Origin of the sequence: Streptomyces sp. NPDC002054, assembly GCF_040296685.1 — a bacterium.
Classification (GTDB): Bacteria; Actinomycetota; Actinomycetes; order Streptomycetales; family Streptomycetaceae; genus Streptomyces.
Genome location: NZ_JBEOXT010000004.1, coordinates 20,196 through 38,986, shown reverse-complemented (window position 1 = coordinate 38,986; position 18,791 = coordinate 20,196). Strand labels below are relative to the sequence as shown.

Sequence of the window (18,791 nt, the reverse complement as noted above, 5' to 3'; positions counted from 1 at the left end):
GCATCGCCTCAGGCACCTCAGGCACCTCAACGGCCGGTGCCGGTGCCGGCAGCCATGCCAGGTCCTCGTGCTCGTCGGCGCGCCCGGACGGGCGGGCCGGTGCGTCAGCCGACACCTTCCTCCCTCCCCGCTTCGCCCAGGTCGAAGTCGAGTTCCAGGCCGTCCACGTCGTCGTCCTCCGTGGCCGTCGCGTCCGCCGCGCCGGGGCCGGCGTCCGCCCGCTCCACCCGGTGCACCTCGCCCGGCCCCTCGGCCAGCGCGTACGCGGCCTGGGCCGCCGCCAGGTTGGACTCGCCGACGTCGTTGATCAGGCTGGTGACGTCCAGGTGCGCGTCGTCCCCGTGGCCCCGGTCGATCACCCGCTTCGTCAGGTCGTACTTCGCGGTGAGCATCTTCTCCCGCCATTCGCGCTGCTCCTGGCGCTGCATCAGCGCGTCCTCGCGATCCTCCAGCCGGCGCTGCCGCTCGTCCTCCCGTTGCAGCTCCCAGCGGCGGGACTGCTCCTGCCGCCGCGAGCCGAGGTCCTCCCGCCGGTCCTGCCGGTGCAGCTCCCGGATCCGGTCGCCCCGCTCCAGCCGGACCCGGGCGGCCTCCCGGGCCCGCTCCTCCTCGCGCTCCAGCAGCTGCCACCGCCGCGCATCCTCGGACTCCCGCCGCCCGGCCGAGGCCGCCTCGGCCTCGTGCAGCCGCTTGGAGAGGGTGTCCGCGGAGATCTCGCCGCGCCGGAAGGCGTGGTAGTCGGCGGCCAGCGGGTCGTAGCCGAAGACCTTGACGTCCTCGGCCGTCTCCCGCCTGCCGTGCGCGTTGGTCTTGGTCTCCTGGCTGAGCCGGTGGTCCAGCTTCTCCACGTCCGACCGGTGCAGGAACACCGACCGGAGGTCCTCCAGCTCCTGCCGGTGCCGTTCCTCGGCCACCGCCTGCTCCTGCCGGTACCGCTCCTCGGTGAGGCGCTGCTCCCGCAGCAGGTCGCGCTCCAGCAGCTGCCGCTCGTGCTCGGCCTTGGCCCGCTCCTCCGCCAGCTCCGCCTCGAACCGGTTCTGCTGGCGGGTGCGCTCGGCCTCCTCCCGGGCCCGCCGGTGCGCAGCGAACTCCTCGGGGGTGAGGACCTCCACCGTGACCGGCCGGACCCGCATGCCCGACAGGGCGGCCGGCACCATCTCCCCGTAGGCGCAGATCCGGCTCCACACCCGGTCCCGTACCTCCGGCGCCCGGCTCACCGGGAGGTCCTTGCCCTCCTCGGCCAGTCCCGGGATCTCCCTCAGATAGCCGAGGACCAGCGGTTCCGCGTCGTCCACCCCGTCCCGTACGACGGCACACGCGTCGGTCACCGTGCAGTGGAAGGTGACCCGCAGGGTGAACGCCCCGGTCTCCGCCGACGGTACGGACGTCTCCACCACCAGCGGTACGGCCACCCGCCGGTCGACCACGCTCACCGAGCTCGCCCCGACGACCACCTCGTCGCGCGGCCCGCGCAGCCCGTGGTCCTCGACGTACTCCTCGCCCACCCGGTAGACCAGCACCTGGTGCGCGGCGATCCGCGGCAGGTCGGCCTGCTCCCGGGCGGCGCGTTTGTTCAGCCAGCCTCCCCGTTGCCCCGGCGGGCCGAACTCGCGCTGCTCGACCAGGGGATATCTGTCAGCCATGGCGCCTCAGTCCTTCGTTCTCGTTCCGCAGTACGGCCGCCAGGAACTCGTCGACGATCTCGGCGATCTGGGGGCGGGGCCGGCCCGCCACCCTGCGCAGGACGAGATCCAGGCGCGACCGTTCGTCCGGGGGCAGCACCGCCCCCATCTCCCGCCCGAGCCGCCCGGCGGCGGCTCGCGGGTCCTGGCACACGGCCGGCAGCGCGCACAGTGCCGTGTACAGCGAGGCCAGTGCCGCGCCGCGGAACGGGCGGTGGCACAGCACACCCGCCCACAGCTCGGCCACACTTGTGAGCGCCGGCGAACCGCGGCCCGCCAGCACCGCCACCGCGGGCACCCGGGTCCGCTGGTCGACGGCGGTCAGCAGCAGGACCACCGAGCCGAAGGTGACCCCCTTGAGGTGGGTGGCGACCTTGGTCCGGGCCTGTTTCCGCAGCCGGTACACCAGGGCGTCCAGGACCACCCGTACGTCCTCGTCGTACTCGGTGAGCAGGGCGAACAGCTGCGCCAGCGCGATCATCGGCTCGGTGGACACCGAGGCGCGGTCGCCCTGCCACTGGCTGATCAGGTGCCACAGCCACTTGACCGCGTCGGTGGGGAAGGTCATCCCCAGCAGCCCGCTGAAGGCCAGCATCGCGGTGGTGCGGAGCCCGCGGTCGCCGGACTGGGCCCAGCTGCGCACCAGGGTGAGCGCGGCGGCGCCCAGGCTGGCGTCCAGCGCCATCCAGGACAGCACCTGTACGGCCATGGCCCGGCCGGCCGGGCCCGCCTCGCCGCGCGCCCAGGGCAGCAGGTAGCAGTCGGCGACCTCGTCGAAGGCGGGCCGGGCGAGCAGCGAGAGTCCGGTGGCCACGGACATCTGGAGGCCGGGGCTGGGCCCGGCCGCGATCACCCGGTCCAGCCACTGGCGTACGCCGTCCCAGTACGCCGTCGAGTGGTTGGCCCACAGCTCCTGGAGCACCCACAGGCGGTACGAGGAGTTGGGGAAGACCACCACGGTGCGGGTGGGCGAGCCCTGGGCCTGGGCCTGCTCCTCGGTGGCGACCAGGGCGTTGCGGCGCAGGGAGCGGCGCCGGTCCGCGAACCGGCGTACGGGGAGCGGCGGTTCGGCGGCTCCGGGGGCGGGCGCGTCCTCGGCGGGAGCAGCAGAAGTCGCCGGGGCGGCGGAGGCAGAGGCGGAGGAGGAGGCCGTCGGGCCGGCGGGCGCGAAGGCGGATTCCAGGAGCGGCTCCAGCAGCTCCTGGAGGGACTCGAAGGTCCGGCGCCCGGCCCCGGGCACAAAGGCCAGGGTGGTGACCTCGGCGATCTCCTGCAGGGACCGCTCGGATGCGCCGAACCAGTCGCGCACCGGACGGGCGGCGTCGCTGCCGTACTCCCGCCACACCAGGGCGGGTTCGGCCCCGCCGAGGATGCGGCCGGCTGCCGCCGCCACCTCGGCGACGGTGCACTCGGCGGGCATGAGCTCGGCCGCCGCGGCCACGCCCTCCTCGGCGTGGCCGCCGGTACGCAGCCGCAGGCGCAGGACGTCCGCCAGGTCCGGGGCGCTCCAGCCGATGTGGCGGACCGCCTCGGGCGGCACCCCGTCCGGGTCGTGCACGGTGGTGACCACCAGGTGGGCGCCTTGGCTCCGGACCTGGTCGCGGACGCGCCGCCAGTCGAAGTCGGCCGTCTGGCCGGCCGCCGGGCCCTCGCTCATCCGGTCCAGCAGCACATAGCCGATGCCCTTGGCGAAGGTCCGCTCGGCGAGCTGTTCCAGGCTGTTGTCGGGGGACAGGACCACATAGCCGGTGCTGTCGGCGACTTCCTTGAGCAGGGCGACGGCCCCGGAGCGCTTGCCGGTGCCCGGCGGGGCCACCAGGACCACCACGGTGTCCTCGGCCAGCGCCTCGACTGCGCGTTCGAAGGGGGCGGGCGGGACGTAGTAGCCGATCAGGGTGTCGATCTCGCCGGCGTCGATCCGGCCGGTGGCCCGGCGCCGGCCGCCTCCGGCGGTCGCGTGGTCGGAGGCGATGCCGAAGTGGGCCTGGGGTGCGTTCAGCGGGCCGTGGAAGGACTGGCTGACGTAGTTCAGTACGGTGGCGAACTCGCCGCCCGCTGGGGGTTGTTCGGGTGCGGCCTGATTCCGGCGGGCACGGGCGGGGCGGGGCTCCTGCCGGGGCTGCTCGTCCCCGGCCGGCTCCGGTGGTAACTCCGGGGCCGCGGCCTCCTCCGGGCCGGGCTCCCGGTGGCCCTCGTCTGCTTGGATCTGCACCCCACCTGCTTCCCCGGACGGGCCGCGGTCGGTCACTTGGAGATCCCGAAGACGCCGCCTGCCGCGTGGACGGTTCCGGTGAACTGTTGTACGATGACGTCCCCCGCGGGCGCCGCCGGCCGGTCACCGGAGCCGGGCCCCTCCCCCCTCGCGGGGCCCGGCTCCACCCCCGGACCCGGGGGCTCCGTGGTGGTCTGTGCCGCACCCTCCAGGTCCAGGAGGTGTACGTCGTGGCCGGGGACCCAGATCCAGGCCCGCCCGGAGTGCTCCTTGGCCTCGATCCGCACCTCGCGGAACTCCTTGACCCGGATCGTCGTGTAGGCCTCGCGGACCACGTCATTGAAGACGGTGGAGGAGACGGCCACAGCCAGACAGGCGTCCTCCGCCCCGGCCAGTGCGGCGCGCAGCGGCCGGCTGTCGAGGATCCGGCCGATCTCGACCGGCGCCTTCCCGATGAACCCGTTGGCGCCCGGGCTCACCGACCCAAAGTGCACGGCGGCCCGCAACTCCAGCCAGGCCTCCCGCAGCCGCGTGCTGTTGAAGGCCCGCAGCCCGGCTTCCAGGGCCCGCATGAAGGTGTCGACCAGTGCGGGCTCCGAGGCCCCCTCGGGCAGCACCGCGAACTCCGAGTCACCGGCGAACTGCCGCTCCCAGGCGGACCGGTCGAAGCCGGAAGCCTCGGCGGCCTCGCCCAGCAGCCGCGGAATGGCCTCCTGGTACTGGCCCTGGAGGAGCGCTCCGGCCCGGCCGTAACCCTTCGCATCCACGGCCAGCAGAAGCCTTCGGCCGAACACTGTCATGACGCACTCCTCCACGTGGTTTCCGGGAGAGAAAGAATGCCGCACACCTCAACTCGCCCAAGCCATACCGCTGTTACAACTCCCACACAGAATCGTCCCGGGTCTGTCCCGGTTTTCCGCGCAGGCTTCGGCGGCTCACGGCCAGTGGTACCGGGCGCTTCCCGGCCACACCACGTGGAAATACGGGATGCCGAGATCCCGCCGAGATCCTGCTGAGATCCCGTACAAGTGACTGGTCCCGGCGGCCCGCTCGCCCGTCACTGGGGGAGTACGCAGATCCGTTCCCCCAGGAGGTGGCCCCATGCCGGACCGGCCCGACCGATCAGAATCCGACCGGATCCGGACGGCCGAGTTCATGCTCGGCTCGCTCCAGAGCACGCATCAGCACGCGGATTCCAAGGCGGGCATCCTGGCCGCTGCCCAGGCCGCACTGGTCACCACCGCCGGGGCCTGGAGTGGCCGGGCCGTGGACGGCTGGCAGCGCGGCGGGGTGCCGGGGCTGGTGGCCGGGGCGCTGCTGGTGCTCTTTGCCGCCGGGCTGCTGGGCGGGGCCGGCAGCCTGGCGCTGGCACTGCGCCCGCGCGTGTGGAAGCCGGCCGAGGCCAATCCGTACAGCTTCCGCCGGCTGTCTGCCGGCGGCCCGGACGTCCTGCTGCCGGTGGGGACGGAGACGGCCCGGCGCGAGCTCTCGCAGGCCGTACGGTTCCTCGCCGGGGTCGCCGTCGCCAAGTACCGCGCTCTGGCCGCCTCTGTCGTGTGCACGGCGGTCATGGGGGTCAGCGCGGGCCTGAGCGTGCTGCTGCGGCCCTGGCTGGCCGGCTGACCAGCTGAACGGCTGAACGGTCAGCCGGCGAGGTCGGCGAGCTTGCGCAGCCGCGGCAGGTCCCGGATGGTCGTCGTGCGGTAGCCGGTCTCCAGCAGACCCTCCTCCCGCAGCTCGCGCAAGCCCTTGTGGATGGTGGTCTCGGCGGCCCCGGTCAGCGCGGCGATCTCCGGCTGGGTGAGCCGGCAGCCGACCACCACCCCGTCCGGCTCCTGCCGCCCGTACCGCTCGGCAAGTTCCACCAGGAGCCGGGCCATCCGCACCTTGACCGGGTAACCGCGGAACTCCAGCCGCCGCCGGTTGGCCCAGCGCAGCCGGTCCGCGACCATCCGGGTCAGCGCCATGGCCACCTCGGGGCGGCGCACCATCAGCTCGTTCAGAGCGGCCGGCTGCATCACCCGGGCGGTCAGCGGGCCGCAGGCCGTCACCGTCGCCGAGCGCGGGGCACCGTCCAGGGCGGCCATCTCGCCGACCGTGTCCCCGCCGACCCGCACCGCCAGCAGCGAGGCCTGCCCGTTCTCCACCGTGGCCGTGACCTTGGCCAGCCCGGACAGCAGCAGCAGGACGTGCCGGTCCCGGGCCCCTTCGGTGAGCAGCACGGCACCCGCCCCGTACCGGACCTCGGTGCCCGCACCCAGCAGTTCCCGGCGGGCCGGGGGCGACAGCAGGGCCAGCAGACTGCGGGCCGGCCACTCGGGGCTCGGCCCGGGGCTTTGCTGGAGCGGCACGGCGGCCCCCTCGGCAGGTGCTTGCGTCAACTCCCGGACAGCGACAGGGTACGGCGGCACCGATATGCGGCGGGAGCAGCGGAGCCGTTACGGCTAGCTGAGGCCCTTGCTGCGCTCTCCGATGCGGTCGCCCTGGGGGGTGCCGGCCCGCTTCAGCTCCGCCTTCGTGTGTGCCCCGCCCTTGACCTTGCTCCGCACCGGGCCTTCGAAACCGTGCCCATGCCCGCGCTCCAGCCCCTGCACCCAAGGCGCGCGGCCCGTTTCGGGGGCTTCCAGAGTCGGCCGGACATCCTGCTGCTTCTGCTCTTTGCTCATCCCGTCGTCACTCCCTCTGGGAACACCCAATCGGACTACTGGGATCGTATGCACACAATTCCCTCCGCGCACCCGGTCAGGATTCCACCCAACGCCGAGTGAGGACCCGAATCGCCTCCGTCACATCATTCAGCCGGTCGTCGTCGGTCCTGATCCGGCGGGCCAGCTCCACATGCAGGAATCGGAGCTTTTCCTCCGCCGCCACCAGGCCCTGCTCATTGGATTTTCCGGCCAGCTTGCACTTCCGGGCGTAGGTCCGGCAGACCTCCAGCCCCTCCCCCGTCAGCTCCTTGGCAAGGACCTTGGCGTCGGACACCGCCCGGTCCCCGGCCCCGGTGGACACCACCGCGTCGAATTCGGGGAAGGACTCGTTGGCGAACCCGTGCAGCTGTATCCCGGGCAGGCGGCGCTTCATCAGCTCGTCGATCACGCTGTGGAAGACCGAGTCCGTACGGTGGGCCACATCGGCGGCATCCCCCTCGCCGGCCGTGCGGTGCGCGCCGGCCAGCACCATGACTCCGCCCGGCGTCCCGCGCAGCACCCGAGCCCCGAGCCGCTCGGTCTCCTGGTCGGCGACCGGGTGCGGGACCTGCACGATCCAGCTCGGCTTCGCGCCCAGATCCACGTACACGCGACCCCAGCCCCGATTGGCTCGATCTTTGCGGTCGGCCGCGTCGGCCACCTCGGCGTACCGCCGGCCGCTCACCGCGTCCGTGAGCGATTGCACAGTGAAATCGACCTCGGCGAGACGGTTGCGCGCCCCTTCGAGGTCTCCGTCGAGGAGCAGGGCGACCCCCTGAGTGACCGTCAGCCGCTCCTGCTCGGTGGGCACCCGATAGCCGCCGCGCTCGCCAAATCCCCTGGTGAATGCGGTAATCCGCTGTTCCAGGTCGATGCCGGCCGCCGCCGAAGGCTTCGCCGGAGCCGCTTCTCGGGATGGTTGTACGGCCGGCGACATGAAATACACCACAATCGCGGTGAGCGCTGCCACGACACCCAGAGTTATCAGAATCGTTATTCGCTTGTTTGCGATGACCGTACGAAAATGAGCCATGGTCATACAAAAATAACGGAGTGACGAACACCCGCACTCCCTTCATGATCCGCAACGCAGCGATCGCCCTTGCGCTGACGGCTGCCCTCTCGGGCTGCAGCCTCTTCGGGGGTGCGGATTCCGCCGGGAGCGACGCCGAGGGCGAGGCGGGAGCCAAGGGGGGCCGCTCGTTCACGGTGGCGGCGGCCGGCGATGTTCTGATCCACCCGCAGCTGACCGACCAGGCGGCCCGGGACGCGAAGGCCGCGGGCAAGGCCGGGTACGACTTCGACAAGATCATGGATGGCGTGAAGCCGGTCGTCTCCAAGGCTGACCTGGGCATCTGCCATATGGAGCCGGTCCTGGGGAAGCCGAACGGCCCGTTCCAGAGCTTCCCCGACTTCCTGGTTCCGCCCCAGATCGCGAACACCCTCAAGAACATCGGCTACGACACCTGCTCGACGGCCTCGAACCACAGCCTCGACCACGGCCCCGAGGGCGTCTACCGCACGCTCGACACCCTCGACAAGGTGGGCCTGAAGCACACCGGCTCCGCCCGCAACCAGGCCGAGGCCGACAAGCCCCTGATCATGGACGTCAAGGGCGTCAAGGTCGCCCAGATCTCCTACGCCTTCGGGTTCAACGGCCGCGAGGTCCCCAAGGACAAGCCGTGGCTGGCCAACCTGATCGACTTCGACAAGATCGCCGCCGCGGAGAAGTCCGCCCGCGCCGCCGGCGCCGAGGTCGTCATCCTCTCCGTCCACTGGGGCCGTGAGCACCAGCCCAACGCGAGCAAGCCGCAGCTCAAGCTGGCCCGCAAGATCGCCGAGAAGACCGGGATCAACCTGGTCATCGGCCATCACGCCCATGTGGTGCAGCCCTTCGAGAAGGTCGCCGGCACCTGGGTCGCCTACGGCCTGGGCAACCAGGTCGCCCGCCACGACGTGCCCAGCGGCCTGACCGAAGAAGGCGTTATCGGCTGGTTCGAGTTCACCGAGAAGAAGCGCGGCAGCTGGGACGTGCAGGCCCGCTTCGTGCCGACCTTCACCGACATTCCGCCGGACCCCGAGGCCGCGCCGGGCGGCGCGGAGCCCAAGGAAGTGGCCCCGCCCGTACGCGACCACCGGCTGGTCGACGTGGCACAGGCGCTTCGGAACGGCGAGAACCTCCTCCCCGAGCAGCGCTCCCGGTACCGGCTGGCATTCGAACGCACCCAGGGCACGGTCCTGAACCGCGGCGCCGCCAACGACGGCCTCCGGCCCCTGCAAGAGCTCCCGGGCGGCTGATCCCGGCACCGCAGCTATTTGTCCCCTTTATCCCATCACCCTCGCGTGCACCTGCGCGCGCACAGTCAGGAGAGGAGCGTCCCCGTGGCCGCTTCGCGTACGAAGCGGCGGCAAAAGGCCCGCCGAAGGGCCGACATGTCACTGCTCGGTGGCATCCGCCCGCCGATCGCCGTCCTGTCCGTCCTGCTGCTGCTCCTCGCCGGTATCACCGCGCTGAGCCTGGGCAGTGTCCGCAAGGACACCCTCCCCGAGGCCGTACTCACCTCGCAGCAGCACTTCGCAGAGGACGGCGCCATCGCGCTGCGCGCCTCGCTGGACGAGAGCGTCACCGACCTCAACCGCGCCGCCACCCTCTTCTCCTCCGGGGACCCGGTCGCGCCCGACGCGGTCCTCGACAAGATCAGCAACGTCTACCAGAAGTGGCGCGGCACCGCGATCGTCGAGATCAGCTCCGGCCGGCTGCTCGCCGCCCGCGGCGAGAACCTCCCGCTGACCGCCATCGACCGCTCCAAGCTGTCGGAGGAGGGCGGCCTCTCGCCCCGTATGGTCCGCCTGGCCAACGGCGAGACCCGGCTGCTGACCTTCGCCCTCCTCTCCTGGCCGGGCAAGCCCCAGCAGCTGCTGGTGTCCTCGAGCAGCCTGCGCTTCCCCGGCATCAGCCTCGGCGGCTTCCGGGCCATCGCCGTGGTCGACAGCGAGGGCAGCGTCCTCAGCAGCGACGGCATCCCCGAACCCGAGCAGGTCCTCACCGACCTCCAGCGCGCCGACGTCAAACGGGACACCAAGCAGCTCAAGTCCTTCGCCAAGGCCGCCGCGAAGAAGGCCGAGAAGCACCCGCTGTCCGCCAAGAACCCCGGCTCCGGGGGCTTCCTCGGGGTCAGCGGCAGCCTGCTGGGCGGCGAGTTCGGGGGCGACCGCGCCGCCGCCGGCTATGCGACCCTGGCCGGCCCGGAGGCCGGCGTCGGTACCACCGCCACCAGCCTCGGCCTCACCGTCGTCGCCATGGTCAACATCGCCGAGGACACCCGGTCGGCCTCCAGCGCCTTCGCCGGTCTGACCGCGGCCGGCGCCCTGCTGATCATCGGCGCACTGGTGATCCTCCTGCTCATCGGCACCGTGCAGCGCCCGCTGCTCGCGCTCTTCCTGGAGAGCCGCCGGCTGACCCGCGGCGACCTGCACCGCCCGGTGACGGTCCCCCGCACCGGCGAGGGCTCCCGCATCGGCCTGGCCCTCGAGCGCCTGCGCCACCAGCTGCTCGGCCGCCCCGACCCCGGCCCGGACGGCGTCGAGACCGGCCGCAAGCGGCGCAAGGCGGGCGTCCGTACGCTCGTCGGCCTGGCCCTGCTCCTGCTGCTCGGCTGGTGCCTGCCACTCGGCCTGATGGTCAACCGGGCCGGCGAGGAAGCCGTCATCCCGCAGCAGATCGTCAACGACCAGCGCGACCGCACCGACACCCTGAACGACCGGATCCGCCGCGCGCTCAACGAGGGCCACGCCGACCTGCTGTCGGTGGCCTCCCTGATGAACGACGGGACCACCCCGGCGCACATGGGCACCGTGCTGGACCGCACCCTGGAGCAGCACCAGCGCTACCAGTCCCTGTACGTGGTCGACGCGAACGGCACCGTCCTCGCCCAGGCCGGCAAGGACCCGCAGGCTCCGCTCGGCAAGGCCGCCGGCCGCAACCCCATCACGATGGTGGGGGGCGGCAAGGAACCGATCCTGCTCGGCACCGCCGAGATCGCCGGGCGGCCGGGCACCGCCGTGGTCGGCGAGTTCCGGATCGACTTCCTCAACGGACTGCTCAAGCGCCCGGGCCTCGGCCAGATCCGGGTCGTCGACGGCGAGCACCGCGTCATCGCCTCCAACAGCGGCTACCGCGCCTTCGAGAAGCTCGACGACAAGCGGCTGGAGGCGCTGGCCGACGGCGCCGCGCTCAAGGTCGGCATGGCCGCCCGCCCGGCCGGTGTGCTCTACCGCGACAACGGCACGCACACCATCGCCGCCGCGGCCCCCTTCGTCGGCGGCGGTGCCGCCAAGGACATGGGCTGGACCGTGGTCAGCTGGCAGCCCGCGAAGGGCCTCGGCATCCCCGAGTACAGCCTGCAGAACCGCACCGTGCTCGCCGGACTGCTCGGCCTCACGGCCGCGGTGGCCTGCCTCGGCTGGCTCCACCTCATCGTCGTACGCCCGCTGCGCGAACTCGCGCAGCGCGCCGAGGCCCTGGCGGACGGCGACCGCCGGACCGTCCTCTACCCGCGCCACCACGACGAGGTGGGCGCCGTCACCCGCAGCCTGGAAGTCATCCGGCAGCAGCTCCAGGAGCTGCGCAAGCGGGAGGCCGCCGGCACCACCACCGCCGGCACCACCGCACCGACCCACCAGGCCGGAAGGAACTGACCCGCTGTGCTCTTCCTCTACATCGTGCTGGTCGTCTGCTGCCTGCTGATGCTGGTCGCCGGCATCATCGAGCAGCGGCGGCACTTCGCCAACCTGGACGAGATACCCACCCGGGTACTCGTCAACGGCATCCGCGGCAAGAGTTCCATCACCCGGCTGGTGGCGGGCGCACTGCGCGGCGGCGGGCTGGTCACGGTCGCCAAGACCACCGGCACCGCGGCCCGCTTCATCCACCCCGACGCCACCGAGGAGCCGGTCTACCGCAAGTTCGGCATCGCCAACGTCGTCGAGCAGATCGGCATCGTGCGCCGGGCCGCGGCCTACCAGCCGGACGCGCTGGTCATGGAGTGCATGGCCGTGATGCCGCCGCTCCAGGAGCTCAACCAGGCCAAGCTGATCCAGTCCACCATCGGCGTGCTGTGCAACGTACGCGAGGACCACGTGGCCGAGATGGGCCCGACCCTCGACGACATCGGCCGCTCCCTGTCCCGTTCGATGCCGCACGGCGGCATCTGCGTCACCGCCGAGAAGGACCGCTTCCACGTCCTCCAGGAGGAGGCGGACGCGCGGGACTGCAAACTGATCTACGCCGACCCGGACATGGTCAGCGACGAGGAGCTGCGCGGCTTCAGCTGGTTCACCTTCAAGGAGAACGTGGCCATCGCGCTGACCGTCGCCGATCTCCTCGGCATCGACCGGGAAACCGCACTGCAGGGCATGTACGACGCCCCGCCGGACCCGGGCGTGCTCTCCGTCGAGCGCTACATTGCCCCCGGCGACAAGCGGGTCCGGTTCGCCAACGTGTTCGCGGCCAACGACCCCGAGTCCACGCTGATGAACATCAACCAACTGCTCGACCTCGGCGCGATCAGCCGCCCGCTGAACGTGGTCATCAACTGCCGCCCCGACCGGGTCGAGCGCAACGGCCAGATGGGCCAGATCGTGCCCGACCTCCAGCCGGACAAGGTGTTCGTCATCGGCCACCCGTCGAAGAGCGCCATCGACGCGATCCCCGCCGAGTGGCGCGACCGCGCCGTGGACCTCGGCGGCGACGGCCGCGACGGCGAGGAGTTCATGCACGAGCTGCTGGGCCACCTCGGGGCGGATTCCTCGCTCGTGGCCATCGGCAACATCCACGGTCAGGGCGAGATCCTGCTGGAGCACCTCGCCGAGCTGCCCTCCTTCGAGGAGGACGCCGAGCCGGCACCGCAGTCCCAGCAGGCCCAGCAGGCACCGCAGGCACGCCCGGGGCAGCAGGCACCGCAGGTGCGCCACGACCAGACCGGGGGGCTGTACGTCAAACCCCTCGACCCGTACGGATACCTGCCCGCGGCCGAGGAGGCACGGTGGACGGTACCGGGCCAGCAGCAGCATTACCCGTACCAGCAGCACCCGCGGCCGGCCCAGCCGCCCTACGAGTCCTACCAGACCTTCGCGCCGGCCCCGCTGCCCCAGCAGCAGCTGCACCCCCAGCAGCCCCCGCAGCAACAGCAACAGCAACAGCCGCCGCGGCGCCCCGCGCTGGAGCCCGCACCCTGGCCCCGCCACGAGCAGCCCCAGCCCCAGCGCCATCCCCAGCACCCCCACCCCCAGAACCCGCAGCAGCAGCCCCAGCAGCCCCAGCAGTGGCCCAGCCCAGGAGAACCCCGTTGATCCCCGCCGTCCTCACCCCCGAGATCGCCGCGATCGGCATCGCCCTGGGCCTGCTGTTCTCCCTCGTCTGCTACCTGACGACGAACCTGTCCCCCGGCGGCATGATCACCCCCGGCTGGCTCGCCCTCACCCTGATCGAGGACCTCCAGCGCGCCGCGATCGTCACCGGCGTCACCGTCCTGACGTACGTCCTCACCCTCGTCGTCCAGCGCTTCGTGATCCTCTACGGCAAGCGGCTGTTCGCGGCCGTCGTGCTGATCGGCGTCATCCTCCAGGGCGGGGTGGTGATCCTGCTGCAGATGGAATTCCCGCTGCTGTACGCGAACCAGACCCTCGGCTTCATCGTGCCCGGCCTGATCGCCTACCAGCTGGTCCGCCAGCCCAAGGGCGCCACGCTGCTCGCGACGGGCTCCGCGACCCTCATGACCTACGTGGTCCTGACCGCCGGCATCCTGCTCGGCGTCATGCCGCACGCGTGATCCGCGACGCCCACCGCACCACCTCGACCACCGACCCTGCCGACCCCGCCCGGAGCGACCGATGACCGCCGCCACGTCCAAACGCCGCACCCGTCCCGTCCTGCACGCGGCCACCGTGCTCGCGCTGCTGGCCGGAAGCGCGTACTTCACGATCGAGCTGCGCAAGGAGGAGCAAGCCAAGGCGCCCGCGATCCAGTCGGTCGTGGACACCCCCGCCGCCGCCGGCAAGTCGGCCGACGAGAACGGCCAGAAGTGGGAGCGGCTGAAGAACCCCGAGCGCTCCGTACTGCGCGACGGCAACGGCGGGATCCTCGCGACCTTCACCGACGGCGCCCGCACCGCCACCCTCACCGGCCCCAGCCGCACCTTCACCGAGCCGGCCACCACCAAGACCCGGGTGGTCACCGAGAACTGGGTCCGGCTGATGCCGGAGGTGTGGCGCAACGGCGCCGAGCGCGAGCAGTGGTTCAAGGACTGGTTCAAGAAGTACTTCGGCAGCGAAGAGGACGACGTCTTCGCCATGGCCTTCCAGTACGGCGACCAGGCCCCGGTGAAGAAGGACGCCGAAGGCATCGCCTACGCGGGCGACGCGAACTTCGGACCGATCAACCCCAAGGGCTCGGTCGGCAACGACTACCGACTGGAGGAGTCGGACTTCTACGACTACCTCGGCATCCCCTACACCTTCCGCAGCGGCACCACCATCAAGCCCGAGCCCATGCGGGCCCGCTCGATGGACTGCTCCGGCTTCATCCGCACGGTCTTCGGCTACCGGGCCCGCTTCCCGCTGATGGCCACGGACAGCTCCGGTGACGGCCTGGCCCGCACCGCCAACGGCATGGCCCGCGGCAAGCCGGGCGTGAACGTCATCCCGCTCAAGGGGGTCGGCACCGAGCACCGGCCCACCTCCATCGATGTGCTCCAGCCGGGCGACCTGCTGTTCTTCAAGCTGGACGCGCGCACCGGGGAGCGGCTGGACCACACCGGCATCTACCTGGGCACCGACACCGACGGCCACAAGATCTTCATCTCCAGCCGCGAGGAGGCGAACGGGCCGACCATCGGCGACAAGGGCGGTACGTCGCGCCTCGACGGCAACGGCTACTACGCGACGACGCTGCGCAGCGCCAAGCGCGTATAGCTGTGAACGTCCCCTAGGGCTGGGTCGGCGTCCGGGGCGGACTCGTCCGCGCCGGCGTCCCCAGCTCCTGGTGGATCAGCGCCTCCGGGCAGGGCGTACCGCGCGGGAGCTGGTACTTCGCCGCCAGCCGGTACTCACCGGGCGCCGGGGCGAGCAGCTCCGTCCAGACGTCCCCCTCGAAGTCCGGCGCCGCCTTGAACAGGCAGCCGGCCGTGTTCTCGTACTGCTTCACGGGCGTGCGCCCGGCCTTGGAGAGCTCCGTCTCCTGCGGCGGCACCACGGCCTTGCCGTCGGGGCCCACCAGGCCCAGCCACGGCGAGTGCGGCACCTTCACCAGCACCCGGCCGGGGGCCTTCACATCGATCACCATCCGGTCGGCACCCGCGCGCACCACCTGGGCCGACCCGCCGACCAGCTGGGCCGGCTCGAGCACCTTGAACAGCTGCCAGTTCGCGTCGCCCCACACCTGCTGGAGGTAGGACAGGCCCTCGCGAACCAGGACCGCCTCGTCCTCGCCGCCCACATCGGGTTTGTCGGCCGGCAGCACCACGTAGTGCACGGCCCACCGGTCCAGCCACTCCCGGTAGCTCTCGGCGTCCAGCGAATCGTCGTAGAAGAGGGAGTTCCGCTCCAGGTCGGCCTGCCGGTTCCAGCCGCGGGCCAGATTGACGTACGAGGGGAAGGCCGAGGACTCGCGGTGGCTGCTGGCCGGGACCACCTCGACCCGGCCCCGGTCGGCGCCCACCTTCTGCAGTTGGTCGACCAGCGGTGCGAGCTCGCGGTTCCAGGCCGCCACCGGGGTGGTGCGGACGATGTCCTGGAAGCTGTTGACGGTGATCCAGACGGTGATGGTGGTGAAGGCGAGCAGGACGGCGTACCAGCGCCGGCTGCGCGGCACCGCGTACGGCAGGGCCGCGAGCAGCACCGCGCCGCCGAACAGCATCGGCAGGCGGGTGACGTTCGAGCCGACCTGTGAATCGATCGCCCAGGTCAGGAAGACGCCGAAGGTGTACACGCCGGCGGCGATCCGGACCGTCTTCCACCGCTTCGGTACGAGGACGAGGACGGCCACCCCGGAGAGGAACGGCAGACAGGCCGACGCCGCCATCATCGGCTGGGTGCCGGAGAACGGGAACAGCCAGGCCGACAGACCGACCACGGCCACCGGTGCGAGCCCGAGGGCGTACGCGCCCGGGCGCCGCCCGCTCAGGAACAGCGCGGCTGCCACCACCCCGAGGAACAGCCCGGCGACCGGGCTGGAGGCGGTGGCGGCGCCGGCCAGCAGCGCGGCGACGGCGGCCTTGGCCCAGCGCTTCTGCGCCCACATGCGCGGCCAGCAGAAGGCGGCGGCGACCGCGCCGAGCGCGAACATCACCCCGAGGCCGAAGGTGACCCGGCCGGACAGGGCGTTGCAGAACAGCCCGTACACCCCGGCGAGGGCGGGCCAGAGCGGCTCGCGGACGGCACCGCGGCAGCGGGTGAGGATCAGCGCGAGCAGGGCGGCGGAGACGGTACCGGCGATCATCATCGTGGTCCGGACACCGAGGACGTGCATCAGGTAGGGCGAGACCACGCTGTAGGAGACCGGGTGCATGCCGCCGTACCAGGCGAGGTTGTACGCGGAGTCCGGGTGGCGGCCGACGAACTCGGCCCAGGCGTCCTGGGCGGCGAGGTCGCCGCCGCTGTTGGCGAACCAGAAGAACCAGACGACGTGCAGGACCGCGGCGAGCGCGGTGGCAACGGTGACGGGGCGCCCGGTGAACACCCGAAGCACTCGCCGCGCGACGGAAACCGGGGCACCAGGGCCTGCGCCGGCCGGGGTACCGGCGGAGGCCGCGGCTCCGCGGCTCTGCGCATGGGTGCCCGCGGGCTGCCGTATGCCGGCGGCCACGGCCGCCGGCTGTGGCGGCCCCTGTTTCTCTTCCGCGGTGGTCACTGCGTCGCACTCCCAAACCTGCGTTCCCCGGGCACCTGACCCGAAGACGCGTACCGGCGCCCCGGGGTTGCCCGGGGCGCCGGAGTCGTCACCTGTGTCCCGGCCGGCGGTCAGCCGAGACGGGTCAGCTTGCTTCCGATGCCGGGAGTGGCCAGGTCGCTCTGCAGTGCCACCGGCACCTTGACCTGGCTGGCGCCCTCACCGACGGTCAGCACACCGACCTCGGTGCCGGCCTTCGCCGACTGCGGCAGCTTGCCGCCTCCGGCACTCAGCTTGATGGCCACCGTCACCGAAGACCAGCCGACCGCCTCCACGTCGGCGGTGGCGACCACCGGGGTCCGGCCGCCGAGGCCGTCGTCCACGTATCCGACGACCTCACCCTTCTTGACCACCGGAGCGTTGGTCAGCATCTTCTGGGTGGCCAGCATCATGGCCTTGCTGGCGGAGATGGCGGTGTCGAGGATCGGCGGCTTGTGCTGGCCCAGGACCGCGCCGACGATCCGCTGGTTGGTCTTGCCGACCTTCTTCTCGGCGGCGAAGAGCAGGTTGCCGCCGCCCTTGGTGGTGGAGCCGGTCTTGATGCCGAGCGAGTTGTTGAACGGAACGAGGTCGTTCCAGTTCCGCCACTTCTTGCCGGAGGCGTCGGTCCACTCGGGGAGCCGGGTGATCGCGATCAGGGCTTCCATCTCGACGATCTTCAGACCGAGCTTGACCTGGTCCTCGGCGGTGCTGACCGTGGTCGCGTCCAGACCCGAGGGGTCCGTGTACGTGGTGTTGGTCATGCCGAGTTCCTTGGCGGTGTCGTTCATCTTCTTGACGAACGCCTCCTGGTCGCCGCCGGTGTCCCAGCGGGCGAGCAGCCGCGCGATGTTGTTCGCGGAGGGGATCATGAGGGCGGCGATCGCGTCGTACTCGGAGATCGACTGGCCCTCCTTCACCGTGTTGAGGGTGGACTCGTTGTCCGACTTGTCCTTCTGGCCCTCGGACTCGGCGAGCTTGTCGATCGGGATCATCGGCCCCTTTTCCCCCTTCTTGAGGGGGTGGTCGCGCATGATGATGTACGCCGTCATGGCCTTGGTCACACTGGCGATCGGCACGGGCTTCTGCTCGCCGGAGGAACCGACGGTGCCGAGGCCTGCGGCGGCCATGAACGACTGGCCGTCGGTCGGGTAGGGCAGGTCCGGCTTGGCTCCGTCGAAGGTGAAGCTGCTCTTGGCGGTCATGGTCAGCTGCGGCTCGGGCAGCGGACGGACCAGCTGGACGATGCCGAGGACGACGGCGAGCAGCACGAGGAGCGGCGCGTAGATCTTGACCCGCCGGACGGTGGTCCGTACGGCGCTGGGCGGCGGGGGCGGGTTGTTGGTGAGCTCGGCAAGCAGGTCGAGCGGCGGCTTGGGCGGCAGCGGCTGCTGCGTGGTCCGCTCGGTCCCGGTCAGCGCGGGCTTGGGCTCCGGCTTGGGCTCAGGCTTGGGCTCCGGCTTGACGGGGGTGCGGGGCAGGTCGTCGTCCCGACGCAGCGGCACAAACGTGCTGCTGCCGGCGCTGCCGGCCTCGGGGCGGGGGCTGGGCCGGAACCAGCCGGAGTCCTTATCGACATCGACGTCGGTACGAACAGCCCGGAAGACGGCGGTCTTCTCACTGTCCTCCGGATCAGAAGCGGAATCTGCGGTGGCGGGTGCGGAGTCTTCGCGCATGCCACGGAGAACGGCGTCGCGGTTGGCGGAGTCACCACCGGACCCACCCCCGTCCGCGACCTTCCCCGAACCGCCCTTCACCCCAGAACCGGAACCCGCCTCAGCAGCCTCGGGCTGCTTGACAGCCCGAAACACCGCAGTCCGCTCGGAGTCCTGCTCAACCTTGTCCGTGGCCTTGGCCTTGGCGGCCGGCTCAGCCGCGTCAGCGGGAGCCGCCGGCTTCGCGGCCGACTCGGCCTTGGCCGCCGGGGCGGAAGCGGAACCCGCTTCCGCAGCCGCGGACGGCTTGACCGCACGGAAGACAGCGGTCCGCTCCGAATCCGCCACAGCGTCAGCCCCCGGCTTCGCAGCCGGCGCCGCCGGCGCAGAAGCGGAACCCGCTCCCGCGGCGGCGGAGGGCTTCACCGCACGGAACATCGTCGTGCGCTCCGGGTCCGGCTCAGCCGGAGCCGAGGCATCGGCCCCGGCCTTGGCAGCCGGCGTCTCCGGCGCCTTCGGCGCAGAAACGGAACCCGCATCCGCAGCCGGCTTCGCGGCCGGCGCAGCCTTGGCCTCCGGCCCGGAACCGGAAGCTGCATCCGCAGCCGGCTTCACCGCACGGAACACCGC

Annotated in this window: 14 protein-coding genes; 6 read left to right on the top strand and 8 right to left on the bottom strand. The window is 71.7% G+C overall.

What is annotated here, in order from left to right:
• Positions 1-104: 104 nt before the first annotated feature.
• Genes ABT123_RS04775 through ABT123_RS04765 form a run of 3 tightly spaced genes read right to left on the bottom strand, consistent with a single transcriptional unit; the run spans position 105 to position 4,694 of the window.
• Entirely contained in the window at positions 105-1,643 is a 1,539-nt protein-coding gene (locus ABT123_RS04775; RefSeq protein ID WP_351309812.1) for a coiled-coil domain-containing protein, read from the bottom strand.
• The gene (locus ABT123_RS04770) at positions 1,636-3,894 is read right to left on the bottom strand and encodes a hypothetical protein (protein WP_351309811.1); all 2,259 of its coding nucleotides are present in this window, start codon (positions 3,892-3,894) and stop codon (positions 1,636-1,638) included. The genes ABT123_RS04775 and ABT123_RS04770 overlap by 8 nt, the downstream gene beginning before the upstream one ends.
• Before the next feature lie 32 nt (positions 3,895-3,926).
• A complete protein-coding gene (locus ABT123_RS04765; protein WP_351309810.1) occupies positions 3,927-4,694 on the bottom strand; it encodes a hypothetical protein in 768 nt (255 codons plus the stop codon).
• A gap of 301 nt (positions 4,695-4,995) precedes the next feature.
• Between ABT123_RS04765 and ABT123_RS04760 the strand changes: the two genes are divergently transcribed.
• The gene (locus tag ABT123_RS04760; RefSeq protein ID WP_351309809.1) at positions 4,996-5,517 is read left to right on the top strand and encodes a Pycsar system effector family protein; all 522 of its coding nucleotides are present in this window, start codon (positions 4,996-4,998) and stop codon (positions 5,515-5,517) included.
• Positions 5,518-5,537: 20 nt separating this feature from the next.
• Here ABT123_RS04760 and ABT123_RS04755 read toward each other — a convergent pair whose 3' ends face one another.
• The 3 genes from ABT123_RS04755 to ABT123_RS04745 form a co-directional block, all read right to left on the bottom strand.
• A complete protein-coding gene (locus ABT123_RS04755) occupies positions 5,538-6,245 on the bottom strand; it encodes a Crp/Fnr family transcriptional regulator (RefSeq protein ID WP_351309807.1) in 708 nt (235 codons plus the stop codon).
• Between the two features lie 93 nt (positions 6,246-6,338).
• Positions 6,339-6,560 carry a hypothetical protein gene (locus ABT123_RS04750; RefSeq protein WP_351309805.1) on the bottom strand — a complete coding sequence of 74 codons (222 nt, stop codon included), beginning with the start codon at positions 6,558-6,560 and terminating at the stop codon, positions 6,339-6,341.
• Between the two features lie 76 nt (positions 6,561-6,636).
• A complete protein-coding gene (locus ABT123_RS04745) occupies positions 6,637-7,620 on the bottom strand; it encodes a hypothetical protein (protein ID WP_351309803.1) in 984 nt (327 codons plus the stop codon).
• A 38-nt stretch (positions 7,621-7,658) separates the two neighbouring features.
• Here ABT123_RS04745 and ABT123_RS04740 point away from each other — a divergent pair, with 38 nt between their 5' ends.
• The 5 genes from ABT123_RS04740 to ABT123_RS04720 all read left to right on the top strand — a co-directional run bounded on the left by ABT123_RS04740 (position 7,659) and on the right by ABT123_RS04720 (position 14,552).
• Positions 7,659-8,879 (top strand): CapA family protein, encoded by a 1,221-nt coding sequence (locus ABT123_RS04740; protein ID WP_502970877.1) that lies wholly within the window; start codon positions 7,659-7,661, stop codon positions 8,877-8,879.
• Between the two features lie 135 nt (positions 8,880-9,014).
• The gene (locus ABT123_RS04735) at positions 9,015-11,279 is read left to right on the top strand and encodes a cache domain-containing protein (RefSeq protein ID WP_351309799.1); all 2,265 of its coding nucleotides are present in this window, start codon (positions 9,015-9,017) and stop codon (positions 11,277-11,279) included.
• Positions 11,280-11,285: 6 nt separating this feature from the next.
• Positions 11,286-12,932 (top strand): poly-gamma-glutamate synthase PgsB, encoded by a 1,647-nt coding sequence (gene pgsB, locus ABT123_RS04730; RefSeq protein WP_351309797.1) that lies wholly within the window; start codon positions 11,286-11,288, stop codon positions 12,930-12,932.
• Positions 12,929-13,411 carry a poly-gamma-glutamate biosynthesis protein PgsC/CapC gene (locus tag ABT123_RS04725; RefSeq protein WP_351309795.1) on the top strand — a complete coding sequence of 161 codons (483 nt, stop codon included), beginning with the start codon at positions 12,929-12,931 and terminating at the stop codon, positions 13,409-13,411. The genes pgsB and ABT123_RS04725 overlap by 4 nt, the downstream gene beginning before the upstream one ends.
• Positions 13,412-13,472: 61 nt before the next feature.
• Positions 13,473-14,552, top strand: a complete 1,080-nt coding sequence (locus tag ABT123_RS04720) for an NlpC/P60 family protein (protein WP_351309793.1) — start codon at positions 13,473-13,475, stop codon at positions 14,550-14,552.
• Between the two features lie 13 nt (positions 14,553-14,565).
• Here ABT123_RS04720 and ABT123_RS04715 read toward each other — a convergent pair whose 3' ends face one another.
• Positions 14,566-16,488, bottom strand: a complete 1,923-nt coding sequence (locus ABT123_RS04715) for a DUF8823 domain-containing protein (RefSeq protein WP_502970864.1) — start codon at positions 16,486-16,488, stop codon at positions 14,566-14,568.
• A 110-nt stretch (positions 16,489-16,598) separates the two neighbouring features.
• Positions 16,599-18,182, bottom strand: a complete 1,584-nt coding sequence (locus ABT123_RS04710) for a D-alanyl-D-alanine carboxypeptidase family protein (protein WP_351309792.1) — start codon at positions 18,180-18,182, stop codon at positions 16,599-16,601.
• Between the last annotated feature and the right edge of the window lie 609 nt (positions 18,183-18,791).